At 29.6% G+C, this 19,769-nt stretch carries 24 protein-coding genes and 2 tRNA genes; 15 read left to right on the forward strand and 11 right to left on the reverse strand.

Annotation, left to right across the window (positions count from 1 at the left end; genetic code table 11):
* Positions 1–23 precede the first annotated feature (23 nt).
* Positions 24–707 carry an RluA family pseudouridine synthase gene (locus tag ETU08_RS06170; RefSeq protein WP_146262151.1) on the forward strand — a complete coding sequence of 228 codons (684 nt, stop codon included), beginning with the start codon at positions 24–26 and terminating at the stop codon, positions 705–707.
* Positions 708–714: 7 nt separating this feature from the next.
* On the opposite strand, the gene ETU08_RS06175 is transcribed toward ETU08_RS06170, so the two are convergent.
* Positions 715–1,410 (reverse strand): cell division ATP-binding protein FtsE, encoded by a 696-nt coding sequence (locus ETU08_RS06175; protein WP_146262152.1) that lies wholly within the window; start codon positions 1,408–1,410, stop codon positions 715–717.
* 259 nt (positions 1,411–1,669) lie between these two features.
* On the opposite strand from ETU08_RS06175, the gene ETU08_RS06180 reads away from it, so the two are divergent.
* Together ETU08_RS06180 and ETU08_RS06185 are read left to right on the forward strand one after the other, a co-directional pair.
* Entirely contained in the window at positions 1,670–2,311 is a 642-nt protein-coding gene (locus ETU08_RS06180) for a hypothetical protein (RefSeq protein WP_146262153.1), read from the forward strand.
* A gap of 451 nt (positions 2,312–2,762) precedes the next feature.
* Positions 2,763–3,668 (forward strand): TIGR01777 family oxidoreductase, encoded by a 906-nt coding sequence (locus ETU08_RS06185; RefSeq protein WP_146262154.1) that lies wholly within the window; start codon positions 2,763–2,765, stop codon positions 3,666–3,668.
* A 3-nt stretch (positions 3,669–3,671) separates the two neighbouring features.
* Here the strand turns inward: ETU08_RS06185 and ETU08_RS06190 are convergent, their stop codons facing one another.
* Genes ETU08_RS06190 through ETU08_RS06200 form a run of 3 tightly spaced genes read right to left on the reverse strand, consistent with a single transcriptional unit; the run spans position 3,672 to position 6,804 of the window.
* A complete protein-coding gene (locus tag ETU08_RS06190) occupies positions 3,672–4,448 on the reverse strand; it encodes a (Fe-S)-binding protein (RefSeq protein WP_146262155.1) in 777 nt (258 codons plus the stop codon).
* A 14-nt stretch (positions 4,449–4,462) separates the two neighbouring features.
* Positions 4,463–5,785 (reverse strand): 4Fe-4S dicluster domain-containing protein, encoded by a 1,323-nt coding sequence (locus tag ETU08_RS06195; RefSeq protein WP_146262156.1) that lies wholly within the window; start codon positions 5,783–5,785, stop codon positions 4,463–4,465.
* Positions 5,786–5,814: 29 nt separating this feature from the next.
* A complete protein-coding gene (locus ETU08_RS06200; protein ID WP_185145288.1) occupies positions 5,815–6,804 on the reverse strand; it encodes an MlaD family protein in 990 nt (329 codons plus the stop codon).
* Positions 6,805–7,034: 230 nt separating this feature from the next.
* Here ETU08_RS06200 and ETU08_RS06205 point away from each other — a divergent pair.
* The 9 genes from ETU08_RS06205 to ETU08_RS06245 all read left to right on the forward strand — a co-directional run bounded on the left by ETU08_RS06205 (position 7,035) and on the right by ETU08_RS06245 (position 11,601).
* Positions 7,035–7,107: transfer RNA gene (locus ETU08_RS06205), tRNA-Gly, on the forward strand.
* 32 nt (positions 7,108–7,139) lie between these two features.
* A tRNA-Leu gene (locus ETU08_RS06210) sits at positions 7,140–7,223 on the forward strand.
* A 240-nt stretch (positions 7,224–7,463) separates the two neighbouring features.
* Entirely contained in the window at positions 7,464–8,309 is an 846-nt protein-coding gene (locus ETU08_RS06215) for a hypothetical protein (RefSeq protein WP_146262158.1), read from the forward strand.
* Positions 8,302–9,648, forward strand: a complete 1,347-nt coding sequence (locus tag ETU08_RS06220) for a DUF8616 domain-containing protein (protein WP_146262159.1) — start codon at positions 8,302–8,304, stop codon at positions 9,646–9,648. Before ETU08_RS06215 ends, ETU08_RS06220 begins: the two co-directional genes overlap by 8 nt.
* 14 nt (positions 9,649–9,662) lie before the next feature.
* Positions 9,663–10,046, forward strand: a complete 384-nt coding sequence (locus ETU08_RS06225) for a hypothetical protein (RefSeq protein WP_185145289.1) — start codon at positions 9,663–9,665, stop codon at positions 10,044–10,046.
* A gap of 11 nt (positions 10,047–10,057) precedes the next feature.
* A complete protein-coding gene (locus tag ETU08_RS06230) occupies positions 10,058–10,453 on the forward strand; it encodes a hypothetical protein (RefSeq protein ID WP_146262161.1) in 396 nt (131 codons plus the stop codon).
* The gene (locus ETU08_RS06235) at positions 10,454–10,723 is read left to right on the forward strand and encodes a hypothetical protein (RefSeq protein WP_146262162.1); all 270 of its coding nucleotides are present in this window, start codon (positions 10,454–10,456) and stop codon (positions 10,721–10,723) included.
* 18 nt (positions 10,724–10,741) lie between these two features.
* Positions 10,742–11,011, forward strand: coding sequence for a hypothetical protein (locus ETU08_RS06240; protein ID WP_146262163.1), 270 nt, complete (start codon positions 10,742–10,744; stop codon positions 11,009–11,011).
* Positions 11,008–11,601: a hypothetical protein gene (locus ETU08_RS06245; RefSeq protein WP_146262164.1), complete on the forward strand. Its 594-nt coding sequence runs from the start codon at positions 11,008–11,010 to the stop codon at positions 11,599–11,601. The genes ETU08_RS06240 and ETU08_RS06245 overlap by 4 nt, the downstream gene beginning before the upstream one ends.
* A gap of 23 nt (positions 11,602–11,624) precedes the next feature.
* Here ETU08_RS06245 and ETU08_RS06250 read toward each other — a convergent pair whose 3' ends face one another.
* Positions 11,625–12,035, reverse strand: coding sequence for a helix-turn-helix domain-containing protein (locus tag ETU08_RS06250; RefSeq protein ID WP_146262165.1), 411 nt, complete (start codon positions 12,033–12,035; stop codon positions 11,625–11,627).
* 140 nt (positions 12,036–12,175) lie between these two features.
* Here ETU08_RS06250 and ETU08_RS06255 point away from each other — a divergent pair, with 140 nt between their 5' ends.
* A complete protein-coding gene (locus ETU08_RS06255; protein WP_146262166.1) occupies positions 12,176–12,481 on the forward strand; it encodes a hypothetical protein in 306 nt (101 codons plus the stop codon).
* Positions 12,482–12,512: 31 nt separating this feature from the next.
* Here ETU08_RS06255 and ETU08_RS06260 read toward each other — a convergent pair whose 3' ends face one another.
* From ETU08_RS06260 to ETU08_RS06270, 4 genes are all read right to left on the reverse strand, one after another.
* Entirely contained in the window at positions 12,513–12,695 is a 183-nt protein-coding gene (locus ETU08_RS06260; protein WP_146262167.1) for a helix-turn-helix transcriptional regulator, read from the reverse strand.
* A 96-nt stretch (positions 12,696–12,791) separates the two neighbouring features.
* On the reverse strand, positions 12,792–14,324 hold the full coding sequence (locus tag ETU08_RS06265; protein ID WP_146262168.1) for a hypothetical protein: 1,533 nt from the start codon (positions 14,322–14,324) through the stop codon (positions 12,792–12,794).
* Between the two features lie 76 nt (positions 14,325–14,400).
* On the reverse strand, positions 14,401–14,568 hold the full coding sequence (locus ETU08_RS11890; RefSeq protein WP_185145048.1) for a hypothetical protein: 168 nt from the start codon (positions 14,566–14,568) through the stop codon (positions 14,401–14,403).
* A complete protein-coding gene (locus ETU08_RS06270; protein WP_146262169.1) occupies positions 14,540–14,851 on the reverse strand; it encodes a helix-turn-helix domain-containing protein in 312 nt (103 codons plus the stop codon). The genes ETU08_RS11890 and ETU08_RS06270 overlap by 29 nt, the downstream gene beginning before the upstream one ends.
* A 645-nt stretch (positions 14,852–15,496) precedes the next feature.
* Here ETU08_RS06270 and ETU08_RS06275 point away from each other — a divergent pair.
* Positions 15,497–16,444, forward strand: coding sequence for a DUF4062 domain-containing protein (locus ETU08_RS06275; RefSeq protein WP_146262170.1), 948 nt, complete (start codon positions 15,497–15,499; stop codon positions 16,442–16,444).
* Positions 16,445–16,508: 64 nt separating this feature from the next.
* Here ETU08_RS06275 and ETU08_RS06280 read toward each other — a convergent pair whose 3' ends face one another.
* Positions 16,509–17,801 (reverse strand): site-specific integrase, encoded by a 1,293-nt coding sequence (locus ETU08_RS06280; RefSeq protein ID WP_146262171.1) that lies wholly within the window; start codon positions 17,799–17,801, stop codon positions 16,509–16,511.
* 310 nt (positions 17,802–18,111) lie between these two features.
* On the opposite strand from ETU08_RS06280, the gene ETU08_RS06285 reads away from it, so the two are divergent.
* Positions 18,112–18,954, forward strand: a complete 843-nt coding sequence (locus tag ETU08_RS06285) for a helix-turn-helix domain-containing protein (protein WP_146262172.1) — start codon at positions 18,112–18,114, stop codon at positions 18,952–18,954.
* 43 nt (positions 18,955–18,997) lie between these two features.
* Here ETU08_RS06285 and ETU08_RS06290 read toward each other — a convergent pair whose 3' ends face one another.
* Positions 18,998–19,762 (reverse strand): TIGR03915 family putative DNA repair protein, encoded by a 765-nt coding sequence (locus ETU08_RS06290; protein ID WP_146262173.1) that lies wholly within the window; start codon positions 19,760–19,762, stop codon positions 18,998–19,000.
* Positions 19,763–19,769: the final 7 nt, after the last annotated feature.

Raw genomic sequence — 19,769 nt, forward strand, 5'->3', positions numbered from 1 at the left:
TATAAAATTATTATTTATAATTCATGGTTTTAGAAGATCAAATTCTCTTTGAAGACAATCATTTACTTATCATAAACAAAAAAGCAGGACAAATTGTTCAAGGTGATAAAACAGGAGATGTTTCTTTAGTTGATGAAGTTAAAACTTATATAAAAAAGAAATATAACAAACCTGGAAATGTATTTGCAGGTTTGGTACATCGTATAGATAGACCTACTTCCGGAATAGTCATTTTTGCTAAAACTAGTAAGGCTCTCAGCCGTTTAACAGAAATGTTGAAAAAGAGAGAAATAAAAAAAACTTACTGGGCAGTAATTAAAAAGACAGAGATTCCGAATAAACAAAGATTAATTCATTTTTTAAAAAAAAATGAAAAAACTAATAAAGCTATTGTATATAAAACACCTAACATAGGCGCTAAAGAGGCAATACTAAGCTACGAAAGTATACAAACCTCCAACAATTATATGCTTTTGGAAATAAATTTAGAAACTGGAAGACATCATCAAATTAGAGCACAACTAAGTAGTATAAAATGTCCAATAAAAGGAGATTTAAAATATGGCTTTGATCGATCCAACCCAGACGGAAGTATACATTTGCTTGCTAGAAAAATAGAGTTTATCCATCCCATTAAAAAAGAACCTCTACAAATAATTGCACCAGTTCCACAAAATGATAACTTATGGAAGAGTTTTGTAAATTAAAAATATATTATTTAGTAAAAAGTTCTTCAGAATTACCATGAAAGATTTTACCTTCTTCACATTTAATGGTCTTAGCTGGAAAATTTTTAATCATTGAATAGTCATGGGTAGCCATTAAAATAGTACAACGAGTTTTTTCTACAATGCTTTTTAGTAATAGCATGATATCTCTTGAAGTTTCAGGATCCAAATTCCCAGTGGGTTCATCAGCTAAAATTAATTCCGGGTGATTTAATAAGGCTCTAGCTATTGCTATACGTTGTTGCTCTCCTCCAGATAATTCATAAGGCTTTTTATTTTTTTTAGATAACATCCCAACACTTTCCAATACCTCATCAATTCTACTATGCATTTCCTCTTTATCTTTCCAACCGGTTGCTTTTAATACAAATATTAAATTTTTCTCAACAGAACGATCAGTAAGTAGCTGGAAATCTTGGAAAACTATTCCTAACTTTCTTCTTAAACTTGGAATTTGACTTTCCTTTAAAGACGTTAAAAATACATCTGCAACTTTCCCCTCTCCTTCTTTTAAGGGAATATCTCCATATAAAACTTTTAATAAAGAGCTTTTACCACTCCCAGTCTTACCTATAAGATAATAAAAATTACCTCTAGCTAATGAAAGGTTTACATTATTTAATACAGGATGGTTCTTTTGATAAACACTTGCATTATTTAAATATATAATAGGCTCACTCATTTTAAAAGTATTATTCGTATATAATGTATCTTTTACAAAGATATAAATTACTAAATAATGTTATTTCTTGTCATAACTAAAATTTTGTTAAAAAGCTTTTAAGGAAATTAGAGGTTTAAATCTAGAACTTTTAAGTATCATATCCTTCTCTCATATAAAAACATTTTTTTTAATAAAAATATGATATATATTATACTATATTAATATAATTACAATTAATTTAGTAGTTTTATAAACCTGATTAACTAAAAATACAATCATGAGCTTTAAAAATTTTCTAAAAAAAACTATTCATTATTTACTAGGTTTCTTTTTTTTCCTTGAGACCATCTTTTTTTTGGATACAAAACCAGAATCTTTTTTAAGCGGAATAATATCTCTAGCTTGTGCTTTAGTAATCCTTCCAATAACTAGAAATTTTTTAGAAAAAATCTTAAACTTCAATTTTGGAAAAGGTATTAAATATTCTTTACCTTTTATTGGCTTTATTTTTCCGCCTCTATTCTGTGTTTCTACAATTAAAAATGATGATCATTTAAATAATTATAGTAATTCAAAAATCTTTAAAAATTCTATAAATACAAATGTAAACAACTTTATATCCCAAACTTCCATTAATAGTGCTTATAATGATAAAAAAAATGATGAGGTACAAGCCTCAAATCTACTAACCTCAGCATCTACTAAAAATTCATCCTATAAAAAAGAAAATAGACCTACAAATAAAGTAAAAAAACCATATGCTTTTTCAAAAAAAATTAATAAAAGCTCTAAAAATAAAGTTCAAAATGGTTTACCAAATAGAAATTTTTCTTCTGGCCTCTGTGGACATGCTAATAAATCGGGAGGATTTTGTAAAAGAAGAGTGAAAGGTGGCGGATATTGCTGGCAACATCGATAACATTGGTGGTTTATGAATAAATTCTATTAGAATTTATTCAATTATAACTTATAATACACCAGTACAATAGCAGAATTTAAATATTATAATCCCATGATTTACAAATAATTTCTTATAATTTTTTTACAAATTTTATTATTTTTTTTTAAATATATTGAGAAATGAAAATTAAATACTTTCGGCTAATTTTTAAATGAGCAAGCTTAAGTGAATTATATAAACTAAATTGCGGATTCCAACCTTCCTTTTATTGATATTTAAAACTATAAATAAAAAAAATCACAAAATGAAAACTCTCAAGAATTGCTGATTGAATAACTCCAACAGGAATAAACTATTTTACGTAAATGAGATAGTAGCCAATCATATTATTTTTTTAATAAATAAAAGATATACTCTATAATTATTGAATAAATTTTATAAATTAATACAATCAACTAAGGATCAAAAAATGAAAAAAAATGTACTCATCACAGGAGCTAACGGTTTTATAGCAAAAAATATTTCTAAATTACTACAGGAAAATTACAATGTTCGTTTTCTTACTAGGAGAAAAACCAATGATCAAGAGTACGAATGGAACATTGATAAACAAGAAATTGATGTAAGGAGTTTAAAGGATGTAAATCATATCATTCATTTAGCTGGAGCAAATATTGGAGAAAAGAGATGGACTAAAGAAAGAAAGAAATTAATACTTTCAAGTAGGATTGACTCAGCAAAATTAATTTTAAATACGCTAATCAAAGAAAATATATCGATTGAATCTTTTATATCTGCTTCTGCTATCGGGTATTATGGAACACTCACATCAAATAAAATATTTGCAGAAACTGACAAGCATGGAGCTGATTTTTTAAGTCATGTATGTTTGCAATGGGAAAACATCGCTGACGAATTTAAAACTAAAAATATAGCAAAAAGGGTAATTAAAATTAGAACGGGGGTTACTTTATCAGAAGATTCCAACGGAGCACTGTTCAAGATAAAAACACCTATTCAATACCATCTGGGCGCCTGCCTAGGCTCTGGAAAACAATATATGCCTTGGATTCATATTAAAGATTTATGTTCCATTTATAAATATGCCTTAGAAAATATCAACCTAGAAGGTGCCTACAATGCTGTTTCACCAGAACATACTACGAATAAAGATTTAACTTATTCTATAGCAAAACACTTAAACAAGAGAATATGGCTTCCTAATATTCCTAGCTTTTTTATACAATGGGTTATGGGAGAACGAGCAAATTTACTTTTAGAAGGTAATAGAATTTCTGCCCATAAATTACTGGAGAGTGGTTTCTATTTTAGATATAAAGAACTTGACGATTCACTTAAATCATTATTACAATAAATTTTATTCCTCATTTAAAATTTCTGCAATATCTTTAATATATACAGTCCTATTTCTTTCCTTAGCCTTAACCCCATCTGTTAACATTATACTACAAAATGGACAGCCCGTAGCTATAATATCAGGATTTACATCTAGAGCTTCTTCTACCCGCTCTATATTTATTTCTTTATTCCCTTTTTCTGACTCTTTAAACATTTGAGCTCCACCTGCACCACAACACAAACCATTTTTTTTACATCGCTTCATTTCACTCAATTCAGCTTCAAGTTTTTCAAGAACAAATCTAGGTGCCTCATACTCTCCATTGCCTCTTCCTAAATAACAAGGGTCGTGAAAAACAATTCTTTTTCCTTTATATTTTCCTCCTTCAACCTTCAATCTTCCTTCATTAAGTAAAGTTTGTAAAAATTGTGTATGATGCAAAACTCTATAATTACCACCTAACGAAGGATATTCATTTTTTAATGTATTAAAACAATGAGGACATGCAGTTACGATTTGCTTAATTTCATAAGAATTTAAAATTTCAATATTCGCTAAGGCTTGCATTTGGAAAAGAAATTCATTGCCTGCTCGTTTAGCAGGATCACCGGTACATCCTTCTTCTTGTCCTAATATAGCAAATTCTACTTTAGCCTTTTGTAGTAAAGAAGCAAATGCACGTGTAACTTTTTTGGCTCTTTCGTCAAAACTGCCCGCGCAACCTACCCAAAAAAGAACTTCCGGACTTTTGCCTTCTTCTATATATTGCGCCATTGTCTTTATTGGTTGATTCATAGATTTAATTTTTTTTACTCTTTAGACCAATTCTCTCTATCTGTATTGTTAAATGGCCAAGGCGCATTATTATTCTCTATACAACTCATCATTCCATTAAGCTCTTGAGGTACTTCAGATTTTTCCATCACTAAATATCTTCTCAGGTCAATAATTATTGATAGAGGATCTATTTGAAGTGGACAGGACTCAACACAGGCATTACAAGTGGTACAAGCCCAAATCTCCTCCTTTGTTATATAATCCCCTAAAAGTTGCTTTCCATCCTCAACAAATTCCCCATTTTTATCAATATTTCTCCCAACTTCTTCAACTCTATCCCGAACATCCATCATAATTTTACGCGGAGATAATTTTTTACCTGTAAGATTAGCTGGACAGCTAGAAGTACATCGTCCACATTCAGTACAGGTATAGGCATTTAGTAATTGTATCCAAGATAAATCAGTAACCTCGTTTGCTCCAAATTTCTCGGAAATTTGATCAGAACTTCCCTCCTCTGTGAATGGATTTATATTGGGATCCATCATTAGCTTAACTTCCTCAGTAACTGAGCTTAGATTATTGAACTCTCCTTTGTTTTTAAGGTTTGAATAATATGTATTGGGAAATGCAAATAATATATGTAAATGCTTTGAATAATAAAGATAATTCATAAAAATTAATATCCCTATATAATGCAACCACCAGCAGGAACTAAAGACAATGGTTAGTTGATGGATAGTAAGATTAGATAACCAAGGACTTATTAACCAACTACTTAACGGAAAATAACCAACGATATGAATTGCATTTTTTTGTTGCAAGACTACCTCCGAAGAATTTGCAAATATAACGGCTAACATCATTAAAAATTCTACGATCAGTATTATATTCGCATCCTTTTTAGGCCAACCCGATAATTCATTACTTTTAAGACGTGGTACTTTTATGAAATTTCGTCTACTAAAAAAAACTACAACGGCTATTAAAACTAGGTAGGATAAAACATCTAAACTTGCTGTTATATAATTATAGAGGTAGGGAGATAGTAGTTGTCCTATATATCTATGGGTGTCAAAAATTCCATCTATAAATATTTCAATTAAATCTATATTGATTAGAATAAATCCAACATATATAAGTATGTGAAAAAAACCTGCTACAGGTTTAAACATCATTTTTCCCTGACCTAAAGCAATCCGCAACATCAATTTAAACCTTTGTTTAGGCTGAACGCTTCTATTTTCAGGTTTTCCTAATAAAATATTTCTTCTAATTTTAAATAAATTTCTTAAGAAAAAACCAATTCCTATAAATGCTAAAAGTATAAATATAATATTTGATATATATTCCATTATTTATTTTAGCATTGAGAATCTTTATTTTAATTTAGAGCTTGAGCAGTACTATCCACTTTTTTATTTTTCTTATTTTTATTTCCCCCACCAAATACCGAGAAATGTACATAACGTTTTGGATTCTCTCTGAAATCTACCAATAGCAAGTTCAAATTTTTAGAAGCATTTTCTAAGTTTGTATACAACTGCTTATCATTCATAAGTTTACCTAAAGAACCTTCTCCAGAATTAATTTTTGCTGTTAATTGATTTACATTACTAAGAGTTGATTCTAAATTTTTTATTGTTTTTTCAAAATCTGATTGGTTAATCTTTTCAGCTAAACTCCCGTACTGAGAAACTGTTTTATTTGTTGAAATCAACATTGTATTGACATTTGTTAACGCTGTAGTTAATGCAGCAGAATTTTGAGATACTAATGAATTCATGCTTTTTCCAAGTTGGTTAAATTGAGCTATAGTACGATTTAAATTGTCAAGCGAAGCTTCAACAGTATTAATATTTCTATTGCTTAACAATTTATTGGTTGCTGTTAAAGTAGAATCTAAACGCAATAAAACAGAATTAACGTTTTTACTTAATGGCTTTAATTCATTCCCAGCTACATCCATTATCCCAGGAATAATAATCCCCTTTAAAGTATCACCCGGTTGTGCTATAGGTCCATCTTCAGATAACTCTAAATGAATTTCAGCCCCGCTCATTAAACTATTCTGTATCTCAGCAACAGAATTTTTGGAAAATGAAAATTCTTTATCAATGCTTAAACCGACAACAAAAGAGATATTATTATTTTTAGTTGGGATTGATTCAATAGATTCAACCATACCCACTTTTAATCCATTAATATATACACTTTTAGATTTAGATAAACCTTCTAGTTTATTATACTTAACATAATAAATCTTTTGAGATGAAAATACATCCTTACCTTTTAAAAACTGAAATAACCACCAAAAACATAGTAAAGTAACGATTACAATGACTCCTGCCTTGAATTCTTTTTTTATTTTCACTTGTATTATTTTAAGTAATAATTAGCAAATATAAAAAATAAAAGAAAAATCAAGATTTTATTTTTAACACTATACAATCAATCAAAATATCTACATATTTAAAAAACTAATATACAAATAGTTAAATAGAACCATAAAGAAATTTACAAAAAATATTAAAAAATATTTGCACGAATAAAAATACCTATATATATTTGCAAACCAATTAAGGAAAAAACGATATTTGAAACGCGAAAATAGCTCAGCTGGTAGAGCACGACCTTGCCAAGGTCGGGGTCGCGGGTTCGAGTCCCGTTTTTCGCTCAGAGTTGAATTTATTTTATAAAAATACTGATGCCCCGGTGGTGGAATTGGTAGACACGCAGGACTTAAAATCCTGTGGCCATTAGGCTGTACGGGTTCAAGTCCCGTCTGGGGTACACTTCAAGAGGATTAAATAATTGCTAGTCAATAATTTAATCCTTTTTCTTTTTACAATAAGCCGACAAACCGCCGAAAAATAAACTCATAACTATTTTTAATGTATTTAAAAGTCTGTATAAACTTAATTTAAACAGGATTTAAAATATATTCTTTATTTTTTTAGCTTATCTCTTTCCTTATCTAAAAAATAAATTTATTTTTGCTCATATTTTATTTTAAATATTTTATTTTATTTTATGAGTTTAACTACTAGGAAAGAAGATTATTTTTATGATCCTGTGCCTTGTTATGATTATGTTGTTCGGGGAAGTTCGGAGTATAAAATTGGGGATCAATCTACTATAAATCATTTTAGTTCTCTGGTTTATTGTAAGGTGGATGAATATAAACAGGCGGTGTTTGTTGTTTCTTCGTTTTCTCAGTCTTCTAAAGCTTTGATTTATCTATTGGCTCAGGATTTTTCTTCTTGTGTTTCTTCTTTGTGTTTGCAATTGAATGAGATCGGTCAGGTTACCAAAATTCTTAATCTGGAGGAAATTCAAGCTAAGTTTTTGAATGCTAAGCTAAGTTTGTTAGACAAATATTCTAAAGTGCCTGATATTTCTGTTATTTTAGATAACTACGGTGCTAGTTTAAAGGAGGAGGGAAAACTTAGGAAATCTCTTTTTTATTATGGGGTCTATCGGTTATTTTTTACGGGGATTAAAGAACTGGTAAAAGATAGTTATCCCCAGAAAAGAATTACGCGCACTCGTAAATTGGATGGTTTCATTCTTTCTTTAGCTTTGCCTGTGATTGAGGATATTTTGATTGAAAGGGTAAAGGATATCTATAGGGTTACCATTGTGGGTAGAATTGATTTTGATAGGCTGGATAAGAATATTTTTATTGATGCTTGTCGTTTTATGTATGGAAAAGAAATTACTTTTTCGGATATTGTTTTTTCGGCTAAGGAATCTTATGAGTTAGATTATAATTTCATTTTCTTAAGGGGTTCTTATAAACATTTTTTTGAGATTAGGGGGAAGTTGTTAAAGAGGGATGAGTTGAGTTTTCATTCTAAAAAATTCAGTTTTGTCTGAGGTTAATAAAAAATATGTGCCTGAGGGGGTATTCTTGGTTTGTGATAAGGGTACGATGGTTACTCAGTTAATTGCGGATGCTAGTCGTAATGTGAAGATTTATGGGGCTAAGCAATGTGTGGATACGGATAATAAGTTTGGGGTGAATATTATTCCTTTTGGGGGTTGTGCTACTTGTGGTACTTGTAAATTTGCTTCAATAGAGTGGACAAAGGTAAAACAGGGTGGTGTTCGGGTAAATAAGGCGATTCCTTTGCTGGAGCATTCGGAGGGTATTTGTTCGGTAGGTCAAGGTAAGATTAGGATCTTTTTTGATGAGTATGAGGCGGATCTTGCCAATGAGAACAATAATGAAAGTGCCTTTGTTAAAGAAAGTATTTCTTCTTCTATATTGGGGGAAGCCTTAACTACTCCTTTTGGTAAGTTGATTGATTTGTTTTGTGAGGATAATGATAAATTTACGGAAGGGGTGGGTCGTGGAGCAAAGAAAGGATTAGAAAGTACTTGGAATTTCTTTACTTCGGATATGTGGAAGGCGGATACTTGGAAGGGCATGGGTAAACTGGCGGTTATTGGGGCTTCGTATTCTTCTCCTTTAACGGGTACTTTAATGGGGGATCGTTCTTTGGAACTATTGGATAGTCAGTTTGGAACGGATTTTAAGCAAACGAAAGATGCTTTAGTGGAGGGGGTAAAGAAATCTGCTGGGAATGCTTGGGAAGATGTAAAGAGGGGAAATATGGGAGAGATTGGGGAATCGGTGGGTCAATTGGAATATGCGATTGCGGAAGCATTGATAGGTTCTAAGGGGGCTGGATTGGCAGTAAAGGGTGCTAGTACAGGGGCAAAGGCTTTGATTGGGGCGGAACGGTTAGCGGAAATTGCTGCTACTTCAGCGAAATGGATGGGTAAGTTGAAAACAGGGGCTTTGGGACTGGTGAAGGTTGGAAGAATGGATTGGATGGGCGGCAAAGGCTTTTTTAGTTGGGGTATGGATGGTGCTACTCTCAGAAATCAAGCAAGATTGTTAAAGTATCCTTCTCCTCATTATTATGATGTTTTAATCCATGGTTATCCCTATATGTTTTCTCCTGCAAAAGGAGAGTTAATTAATGCGAGCCAACTTTATACTAGATTAATTGAAGGTGGATACAAACAAGGAACTCCTATTCGATTAATCTCTTGCAGTACAGGAAAAGAATTGGATGGGGCAGCTCAACAATTAGCAAACCTAACTAAATCTAAAGTAGTTGCTCCTACAGATCTAACTGCTGTTGATAATTCAGGTATAATACATGTTGCTAATGATGGACACTTTAAAATATTTTACCCAGAATAATAAATAAAAAATATATGAAAACAATTGGTTTTTTAAAAATGTATAATAATAACGTTAGATTCAATAACTCTATGAATTTATCAGAAATGATTAAAGACACCAGAGCTTATACAGATTTAGATAAGATTATTAATTATTTAGAATCAGGATATTATTTCACAGATTCTCCTGTTATGTTACAGGATGATGAGGATAAACCTATGTTTGGGTTAGGCTATCAAACTGATGGAGAATGGATTTGGCCTAATTATTTTGCTTATTATTTACAAAAATACTCTAATTATGAAATAGATAAAGATTTTTTAGACTATTTAAAGAGTAAAGATTTTGTATACACAGAACCTGATGAAAGCCAAATAAAAAAAGTAAGTGATTATTTTTTTGCTAACATTTGGTAGGTTACTAATAAATGAAAACAATACTAAAAATAGATGAAATATTTAAAATGTCGTTTGGATACACCTATTTTGTAGGTACTTTGATAGGAAAAAAGGATTTTTTTGAAAAAGGAGAATGGTTATTAAAAGAAAATGGACATTCCATAAAAAAAGTTGTAATAGTTTCTGAACAAATGCCACCAGCTAATAAAATTGATAAAAGAATTTTAGTATCTAATCAATCTTTTGACAAATCAACTGTAAATTTAGATAAGAGTTTAATATTAGAGAGAATAGATAAAGATAAATCAGAAAAAGAAACTTATCCTTATAAAACCTACAAAGGGAAAAATTATACAGAAGAAGAATGGAAACTATTTGAAGAAAAGCAATATCAAGAGTATTTAAGAAAGAAAGGAAAATTGTAAATGAGAGTAAAAAAGATATTTTTCCTAGAAAATGGTTTAAATGTTTTAGTAGTTAATAGAAATGAGTATGCTGAATATTATTCTAAAAATCAAAAATGGGAATTATACCTTAATGGAGATAAATATAAAAAGTTAAATGATTTAAAGGAATTATCTTTATTAAATCAATCTAAAAATTTGGAGGAGATACCTTTAGAAACAACAACAGAGCTAAATAAATTAAAGGAAATTAATTTAGAGTTTAATAATATTGAATTAAAAACTATTTAATAATTAAAAGAAATAAAAATGAGTGATTTTAGTAAACATGAACAGTTAATTGATTTTTTAAATAAAACTTATAGTAAAGATTTTCGTAAGTTTAAAGAACAAAACTTCTCTAAGGATTTTGAGTTTTTAGATACAAATGACATCAATAATGCAGTTGTAATTTTCACAGAAGTATTAAATTTATATGGAGGTTCTGTTGGAAAATATGATTTATATAAGCTGATGCAGGAATATTTAACCAATGCAGAAAAAAGAGATGCTATAAATACAATAATTGGGAAATTATGATTAATAAGTATTTAGAATCTTTAGATGAATTAAAACAAATCTACTTTAATAGTGGAACGGATCTAAAAATATGGAAAAATAAGGCTATTAGTATAATAAATATAATTTATGGAGAAGGAAGTAAATATGAAGACCAAATTAATCAAATTAAATATATTGATACTCCCTCTATCTCTTTTATTAATGCTTATGAAGATGAAGATAAGAGACCAAGACTAACTAGTAAAAGTAATTCAAAAGAATGCGAACAGCAAGCAAGAGAAATAATTGAAAATATTATCCATATTTTGAAAGTATTTGGATTACCAGAAAAAAAAGAAGTTTTAAAAGCTTCTAATGGAATAAATATTAACTTAAATCAAAACCAATCACAAAATCAAAATATTAGTATAAACATAATACTTGAAACGCTTCAAAATGAACTTACAGGAAGGCAATTAAAAGAAATTCAAGAAATATTAAATGAGCAGAATAACGATACTCAAGAAGGTAAAAAAAGCAAAGTTATTAGTAAATTAAAATCATTTGGTAGTGATGTTCTTTCAAATATAGTAGCTAATATTATAACTAATCCTTCAATTTTAGGATAAGAAAGAGATATATTTATTGTTGTTTAATTCTTCTTAGACAACTTTTCAATTAAAATATCCTTGTCTTTTAGCATTTGTTTATAAAGTTCCTCTTTCTCAGTATAAAGCTCAACTATTTTTTCAATTGGATTAAAAGTACAGTTAAAATTGGTATTAGATCCGTGATTAACAGCACTATCATTAAAAGTATTAATATAATTTACAGTAGCCTCCTCATTCATATTCTTAATAGCCTCTACAGGTACTTTTAAAGCCTTAGAAACTTTTTCTAATACCTTTTCTTCTAATTGTTCTTTTTGTTCGTAATCGGATACAGTAGATTGAGTAACCCCTAAATCAAAGGCTAAAGATTCTTGTTTGATTCCTAACATTTCTCTTAGTCTTTTTATATTTCTTCCCTGATGTACTTTTTTAGGGGCTGTTTTTGTATTCATAACCAAAGTATTTTAGCAAAAGTATGAAAAATACAATAAAAAACAGAGTGATATTTTATAGTAGCACAACGATAAGATAAAGGGCTTATCTATACTATATTACCTCCTCTTGTATTTTCTTTGCTATAAAATTTTAGATTATGGTTAATGATATGGATATACTAGAAAAGACTAAGGATTATCTAACCACTTTAAGCCCAACCGATGAGGGTAAATATATGCTTAGGGTTGAGATTGATGGTTATAAGCATTTGGGTTTTATTTTACTTTCTATTTTAAGGGTTTGCGAGAGTTGTTTATTGGCTAGGGAAAGAAATATTGCTATAAATACGGATTTGGATATTTGCAATTTGCTTGATTTGGCTAAAAGCCTTATCCCCTACTCTGAACTGGAGTTTTTGGAAGAATTAAATAGTTATAGTAAGGAAAACAAAAAAGACACCTAGTTTTTTAGGTATCTTTTTATTAGGGATGGATTTATTTTTTTATGACTTTGTTTTTTGGTTTTAACTGGTTTCTTTTTTCTTTCCAGTTTTCCGCACTCATATAGTTTTGTACGGTTCGGTAACTACAATCTAATAGTTTAGCAATCTCTTTGCTAGTCAAGCCTAGACAATAATATCTAAAGGCTTTTTGTGTGTTTAATTTCGATTCTTTCATAAAAAATATACTTTAAATGGTAGTAAATTAACATTATTTGTTGTCATTTTGAGGGTTATACAACGTATTTTATTGAGGCTATTTGTTGCGTACTTTTTAGGGGCTTGATTGAAGTACACCCCCCCTATTATTTTTTTGATTGTTTAAAGTGTTCTTTGTGTGCTTTTGGTTGATTAGGGTTAGTTGTTTGATTAGTTTTTTTGCTCTGAGACTGGTAAGGATAATTATTGGGCTGTTTTTTCGGATTCCTTTTATTTCTATTTGTTTTATTTTGTTTATCCATTGGGCAGGGGATAATATTTCAGACTGATGAAGGGTTTCTGTATAGGTTAGTTTTTTATTGGTATAGGTTATGGTAAGCCAAAGGTTATTTTTGGGTATTTGTTGTATTATTCGGTTGAGGTTTTTTATTTGGGTTATTTTTATTTTTTGTCTCATCTTTTTTCTTTTTCGGGTGTGGTATTGGTTGTTGCATTGTTTGGAGCAGTATTTTGCATGGGTATTTTTATTTTTTAGGGATTGATGACAAACAAGACATTTTTTTATATGTTTTTTGGTTTGTTTTTCAGGCTTTTTTTGTTTTATGTTTTCTAGTAAAAAACGGTCTTTATTTATATTCTTATTTTGGGTACTTATTAACTCTTTATCTAAAGGGTTAAATGGTGGACATTTTATTTTTTGATTGGGCTTATCATTTTGTACTGTTTTTAATGGGATAGGATTTGTTAATTGGTGGACAGTTTTTGGCTTCAATTTTTCTAGTTTTTCTTTAATAAATGTGGTTATTATTTGTTTTTCTTCTTTATTTTGGTAGAGGTTACATATTTCTTTATAGGCTTGTCTGGCTCGTAATCGTTGTTTTTTTTCTTTTAGGCTGTCCCAGTATCGGGGATCTATAAATCGAAGGAATTTTTTTTGTGTTCGGTCGGACATGGTTTTATAGTTAAAGTCTTTTTCATTAATGTAAAGGCATTCCGCCCAGAGGTTAAGTAAATGGTTTGCTAGATACTTCCATATTTCAGGTTTTTTCAGGTCTGCGAGTGTATGAATATTCAGGGCTTTTACGTACTGCATTTTTTTTACTTGTATTTCTATTCGGAGGAGGTTGGGCTGATTGATTTTTGCTTGGATACTTTTATTATATATTTTCAGGGTGTATTGTTGATAATCTGCTATATATCCTATGTTTTGTCTTCCTGTATACATAGTGGAAAAGCTATTGCTTTTATAGGTTTTAAGATGGTTTAATGCGGTTTTTACTGGAAAAGGCAGGGTTATGTTGATTCCAAATTCAAAGTTTTTTAACTGGGCTTTTTCGGGGTTTATTTTTAATTTATTTTCTAGGTCTGTCAGGGTGTTTTGAAAGGCTTGATAATCATAATCATAGGCATTATCTAGTCCGTTATTATGATACTTGGCTATAGAACCGTGTAAATAGCAATTATCTTTATTTTTTATAATGGTGGAGGGTTTTATTTCTAGGTATAGGGCTTGGTATTGGGCATATCGTTTTTTGTTTAGTATTTCTCCTGTTTGTTCGTTTATTATGGTTATAAAGGATAGATAGGGCATCCTTTCCCATGTTTGGGGGGAAAGGTCTTCACAATATATTTTTATGCCGTCTATCATTGGAAAAGGGATATAAAAAGGGCTGTACAGATACTTTAATGTATTGTATTTTAGTTATTTAATGGTTAATAATGGGTTAATCTAAGTAGGATTCTATTAAGGTATAAAGCTCCTGTATTTTGGCTAGTATGGCTTGTTTTGGATTAGGGGCTTGTATGTCTTGGGCATGTAGGTTTAGGATAACTAGTTCATCTAATAAGATAAATAGGTATTCTTTATTGTTGACTGGTTTTTTGTAAGGCATTGTATAGGTCTGTTTGTTTATATCTTACTCTATTTCCTATTCGATAGCTTTTTATTAAGCCTTTTTTTGTCCAATCGTGCAAGGTAGGCAGGGATATTTTTAATAGGTGGGCTACTTCTTTGCGTGTTAATAGTAAATGGGTTTCTGATTCTGTTGCGTTTTTTTCTTGGGTTTTGGTATGGGTTAAGTTTTCGAGTTTTTGAAATAGTTCTTGGAGGCTTACTCCGTTTACTTTTAGATTTTTAAAATCTATTCCGTTTACTTCTAGGTTTACTTGTTTCATGGGATATTTATTTGGTTTTATTTGTTGGTTACAAAATTAATTTGATTCCTACCCTCTTGCAAGTACGTAAAAGACTCTGAAAAACAAAACGTACCCAAATTTTCGCGCGCGCACGTGTTTTTGAGATAAAATTTAGTGTAATAATAACATAGACAATACTTTACAAGTTTTTTATCTGTTCTTAAGGGGGTATGAATTTGCATTTAAAGCTATTTAAAGTGTAAAAATGTACCCTTATACCCCCTCGAATGTGTTTTTTTTTACACGTTTTTGTAGCTCTAATTTCTGAAATTTAACATAAGTTTAACATAAAACCTCCTTTTATGGGGGAAAAATAAAAAAATATTAAAAAAACAAAAAGTACTTTTTTATATAATTGATATTCTATTAGTTAAGTGTTTAAATTGAAGATTATAAGGCTATTAAAGTTATATTTTTAATAGGGCTATTATTCGTTCAATTTTTTTAATAATATTCTTATTTTTCTTGAAATTGATTCTATTTAACTAAATGTAATAGTCAGGAGTACAACTATGAATATTTTTAATTATTAGAATAGAATTAATAATAACAAATACTAAAAAAAATACTTATTATTATAATTTATTTTAATAAATTTAGATAATAATTACATATTATATCTATATGGCAAAACCAACAGTTTTTATTAGTTCAACATTTTATGATTTAAAATATATAAGAACGGAAATAGATCAATTTATTGAAAATCTTGGTTACCAACCAGTAAGAAATGAAGAAGGAGATATTCCTTATGGAAAAGAAGAAGCTTTAGAGGAATATTGCTATAAAGAAATTCAGAATATAGACATTTTAATTTCAATCATAGGAGGGCGGTTTGGCTCAGAATCAAAAAAAACAAAAGAAAAATCTATTTCTCATTTGGAATTAAAATACGCTCTTGAAGAAAATAAACAAGTTTACATTTTCATTGAAAAAAATGTAAATGCTGAATATGAAACATATTTATTAAATAAAGAAAATGATATTAAATTTAAGCATGTAGATGATGTAAGAATATATAAATTTATTGAAGAAATAAAATTATTACCTAACAATAATAACATCAAAAATTTTGAAACAAGCTCAGATATTATAAATTATTTAAAAGATCAATTTGCAGGATTATTTCAAAGGTTTATGCAAAACCAGTCTAGAATAAAAGAAATCAGCTTAATAAATAAATTGGAAACTACTTCTAAAACTTTAGACCAATTAGTTAATTATCTTAGTGATGAAAATAAGGAAAACACAGAGGAAATTAATAGAATTTTAATGATACATCATCCATTAGTTGAAGAACTAAAAAATAAATTAGATATTAAATACTTATTTTATATACAGGAATTATCTGATTTGGAGGAGTTATTAAAGGCTAGAGGATATAAAGATGCTGGTGAAAAAGATGATTATTTTCTGTGGAATAAAAAAATTAGGGATAAGATTAAAACATTGGGTGTATCTAAGTCATTATTTGATATTGATGATAAATTAAAATTTTTAAAAAAGGGTGATTGGAAAGTTAATTATGTATCTGTTAATATTGAAGAAGAAGATGATGATTTACCTTTTTAAATAAAAATTATATTTTTAATACAATATTAGTAATATCGTTTTATCTTATTTATTTAAAATATTTTTATTTTATTATTTTTAACATAGGTTTTAAGCCTTTTTCTTTCATACTTTTCTTATAGAAGTTTCTTAATACTTCTGCATTTTCTGCATTAGTTTTTTTGATATAGGTCAAAAATTGGGTTTCGGTGGCATGTCCTGTAATAGACATTATTACAGGGGTAGGAATTTGACCGTATAGGTTTGTAGCAAAGGAACGTCGACAGATATGGGAGGTTATAAGTTCGTATTTGGGATATGTGCCTTTTTCTTTTCGTTTGGTTTCTTTGTTGATTTTAGCTCCTTGTACTTGTTGGGTTAAGCCTGCTAGTTTTCCTAATTCTTTTATATATTCATTAAATTTCTGTTCGCTTATGGCTTTGGGTAAATTTCCGTTTCGTTTGGCTAGGGTTTGTTCTATATGGTTGTTAATGGGTATTTCTGCTATTTTTCCTGTTTTTTGGGCTTTAATTCGTATGGTATCGTCTTTTATATGGGTTAAGTCTAATCGCATGAAATCGGATACTCTTAGCCCTGTGTTTAATCCTATAATAAAAAGGTCTCGTACGTTGTCTAAACGTGGATTAGTGGAAAGGTCTAGGTTATAGATGGTTTCTATTTCTTTGATGGTTAGGTATATATCTTCTGTTTGTTCTGATAACCCCATAAATTCACTGTTTTTATAGTGGTTAGATATGGGCAAGCCTTCTAATGCAATTTGTCCACAAAAGAATTTTATTTTACCTATATATGTTCCTATGGTATTTAGATTAACTTTTTGTATGGTTTTACAATAGTCTACAAAGTCATAATAGAAATTCATGGTTATGTCTTGATGTAAGAGTTTCGTTTTTTTATATTCTTCATACATAACTAAGTAATTTCGGGTAGTTACATATTTTTTTAATGTACTTTGACTTATTGGTTTTCCTTTATATAATCGTTTAGAAGCTGTTTCTATAAATTTGGTAACCCAATCGGTATAATAGGTTTGTTCTGGTTTACTTTCGTCTACTCTATTAAAGAAAACAGAAACTTTATTTTTAAGCCACATTTTAGATATAGGTAATCCGCTGTTATACTCGGTATTAAAATTTTCTATAATGTATTGTCTGAGGTTTGCTAGGGTATTATTAATAAAGTCTTTGTCTTTTGCTGTTACTTTATTTCGTACGACTTCTTTTTCGTTATTCCAATCTTCATATTTTACTACCAATTCTGTGGAGGTTTTAAAGTCATATTTACGACCATGCCAAAACCTCAAGTGTATAGTGGAATATGGATTTTTTTGTTTGGTTATATAAAAGCGTACTTTCATGAAATAATTATTTATTCAAATTTAATAATAAGCCGACAATTTGCCAACTTTTATTTGATTTAACTTAATTTCTTTTAATTTCGACTAATTATTTAACCTACTTAAATTAAGGATTAAAGGCTTATTAGGATTAAGTTTATAGAGTATTTCATAAAGTTAGTTTTGCTCCCGTCTGGGGTACTAAAAAGCTTCTAATTAAAATAATTAGAAGCTTTTTTTTATTAAAAAACTTCACAAGATTATTATTACTACTAAAATTTCACCTAAATATTATTTGGGAAATTTAAAATTCTTTTACTAAATTTTACACATGAAAGACCATTTAGAAGTTTTAAACTATTCCGGTATATTTTTATCTTGCTTTAGTAATAATTACACTTCTTGTGTTCCTACCCTCAAAGACCATACTCTTATTTATTTATGCTCGGGTGAACATACCATTATTGAAAACAATAAAAAAATTATACTAAAACCTGGAGAATCTGCCTTTGTCAGAAAAAACCACCGTTTAACGATGTTCAAAAACTATGGAGAAAATGGGCAGTACAAAGGTATATCAATCACTTTTCAACGAAAGTTTTTAAGAGAGTTTTACAATGCTCAATGGAAACACCAAAAATTACAGGAAAGCATCACTCCCACCCATCAAAACATTTTCAAATTAAATAACACTCCTGATCTAAAAAGTTTATTTGAGTCTCTTACGCCATATTTTGATTCCGGCGTAGAACCAACGAAAGACCTAATTCAATTAAAATTACAGGAAGGCATTCATATACTTTTGAAAACAAACATGAACTTCTACCCCATTTTGTTTGATTTTACAGAACCTTGGAAAATTGATATTCTTGAATTTTTAAACGAAAACTATACTTACGATCTATCGATCAGCGAAATAGCCTCCTATACCGGTCGTAGTTTAGCCACCTTTAAACGAGATTTTTCAAAAATTAGTCATTTACCTCCACAAAAATGGCTAATTAATAAACGATTAGAGGCTGCCTATGAAACATTAAAGTCTAGTAAAATTATGGTTAACGATTTATACACCGAAGTCGGTTTTAAAAATTTATCACATTTTCAAACCGCTTTTAAAAAAAAATATGGGTTTACTCCGGCTAGTTTTCATAAATCCGGTTCTATGAAGGGATAGTACTAGAAGGGGTATAAACCGTTTAAAATCTACCGAGAAAAAATTAGTATTGCTTCTCTGTTAAGTATTTCCAGAAACATTTAGGCATTTGCTGCCGTTGAAGCTTAAGATTGATGCGTTCTTTGATGGTAAGAGCTTGAAAATATCCTTTCCATAATTTTTGAAAACGTTTTTCATCTTCAGCCATTTGGTGATCCTCTAACTTACCATTGATCCATTGAGGATCCTCACTAAACGTAATTTCCTGAACGCTTTTCAAATCGTAATAAAACCCATATTTACGCTTGGTATCGTAAATTACCCACTGTTGATCTGCAAAACGATCTTTAAAATGATTAATAACTAAGGGCAAAGCATTGTGTGCGGGAGAAATGGGTGCAAAAAAAATGGAATCTGAGGCTTTTTGAAACCGTACAAATTGTTCTAAATGATGCCTTTCTCGGGTCACTTTTTTAGCAATTTGCACAATTTCTAAAACATCTTTATCTCCAAAATTGGTTTCCATTCTTGTATAACTATTGATAGCTTTATGTATGTAACGAAAAATAATTTCATCACTTCCTTCTATTTCAGACAACCATGCATGCATCAACATTCTACAAGCGCGCTTAGATATTTTTTTTTCTAAAGCCTTCCAAACTCTACCCGCTTTCTCTGTACTTGTAACAACGGTATACGTACGTTCCGTAAACAAGGGGGCAATATCTCCTTCCTGCATTAATTGATCCGGGAATTCTTTATGCTTGTAAGAAAAAAATATAGCCGTTAATAAACCTTCAAATGTTTTATCATAAAAATAAACCAACATATTGTCT

It is taken from the genome of Apibacter muscae, assembly GCF_007845635.1.
GTDB classification, from domain to species: Bacteria; Bacteroidota; Bacteroidia; order Flavobacteriales; family Weeksellaceae; genus Apibacter; species Apibacter muscae.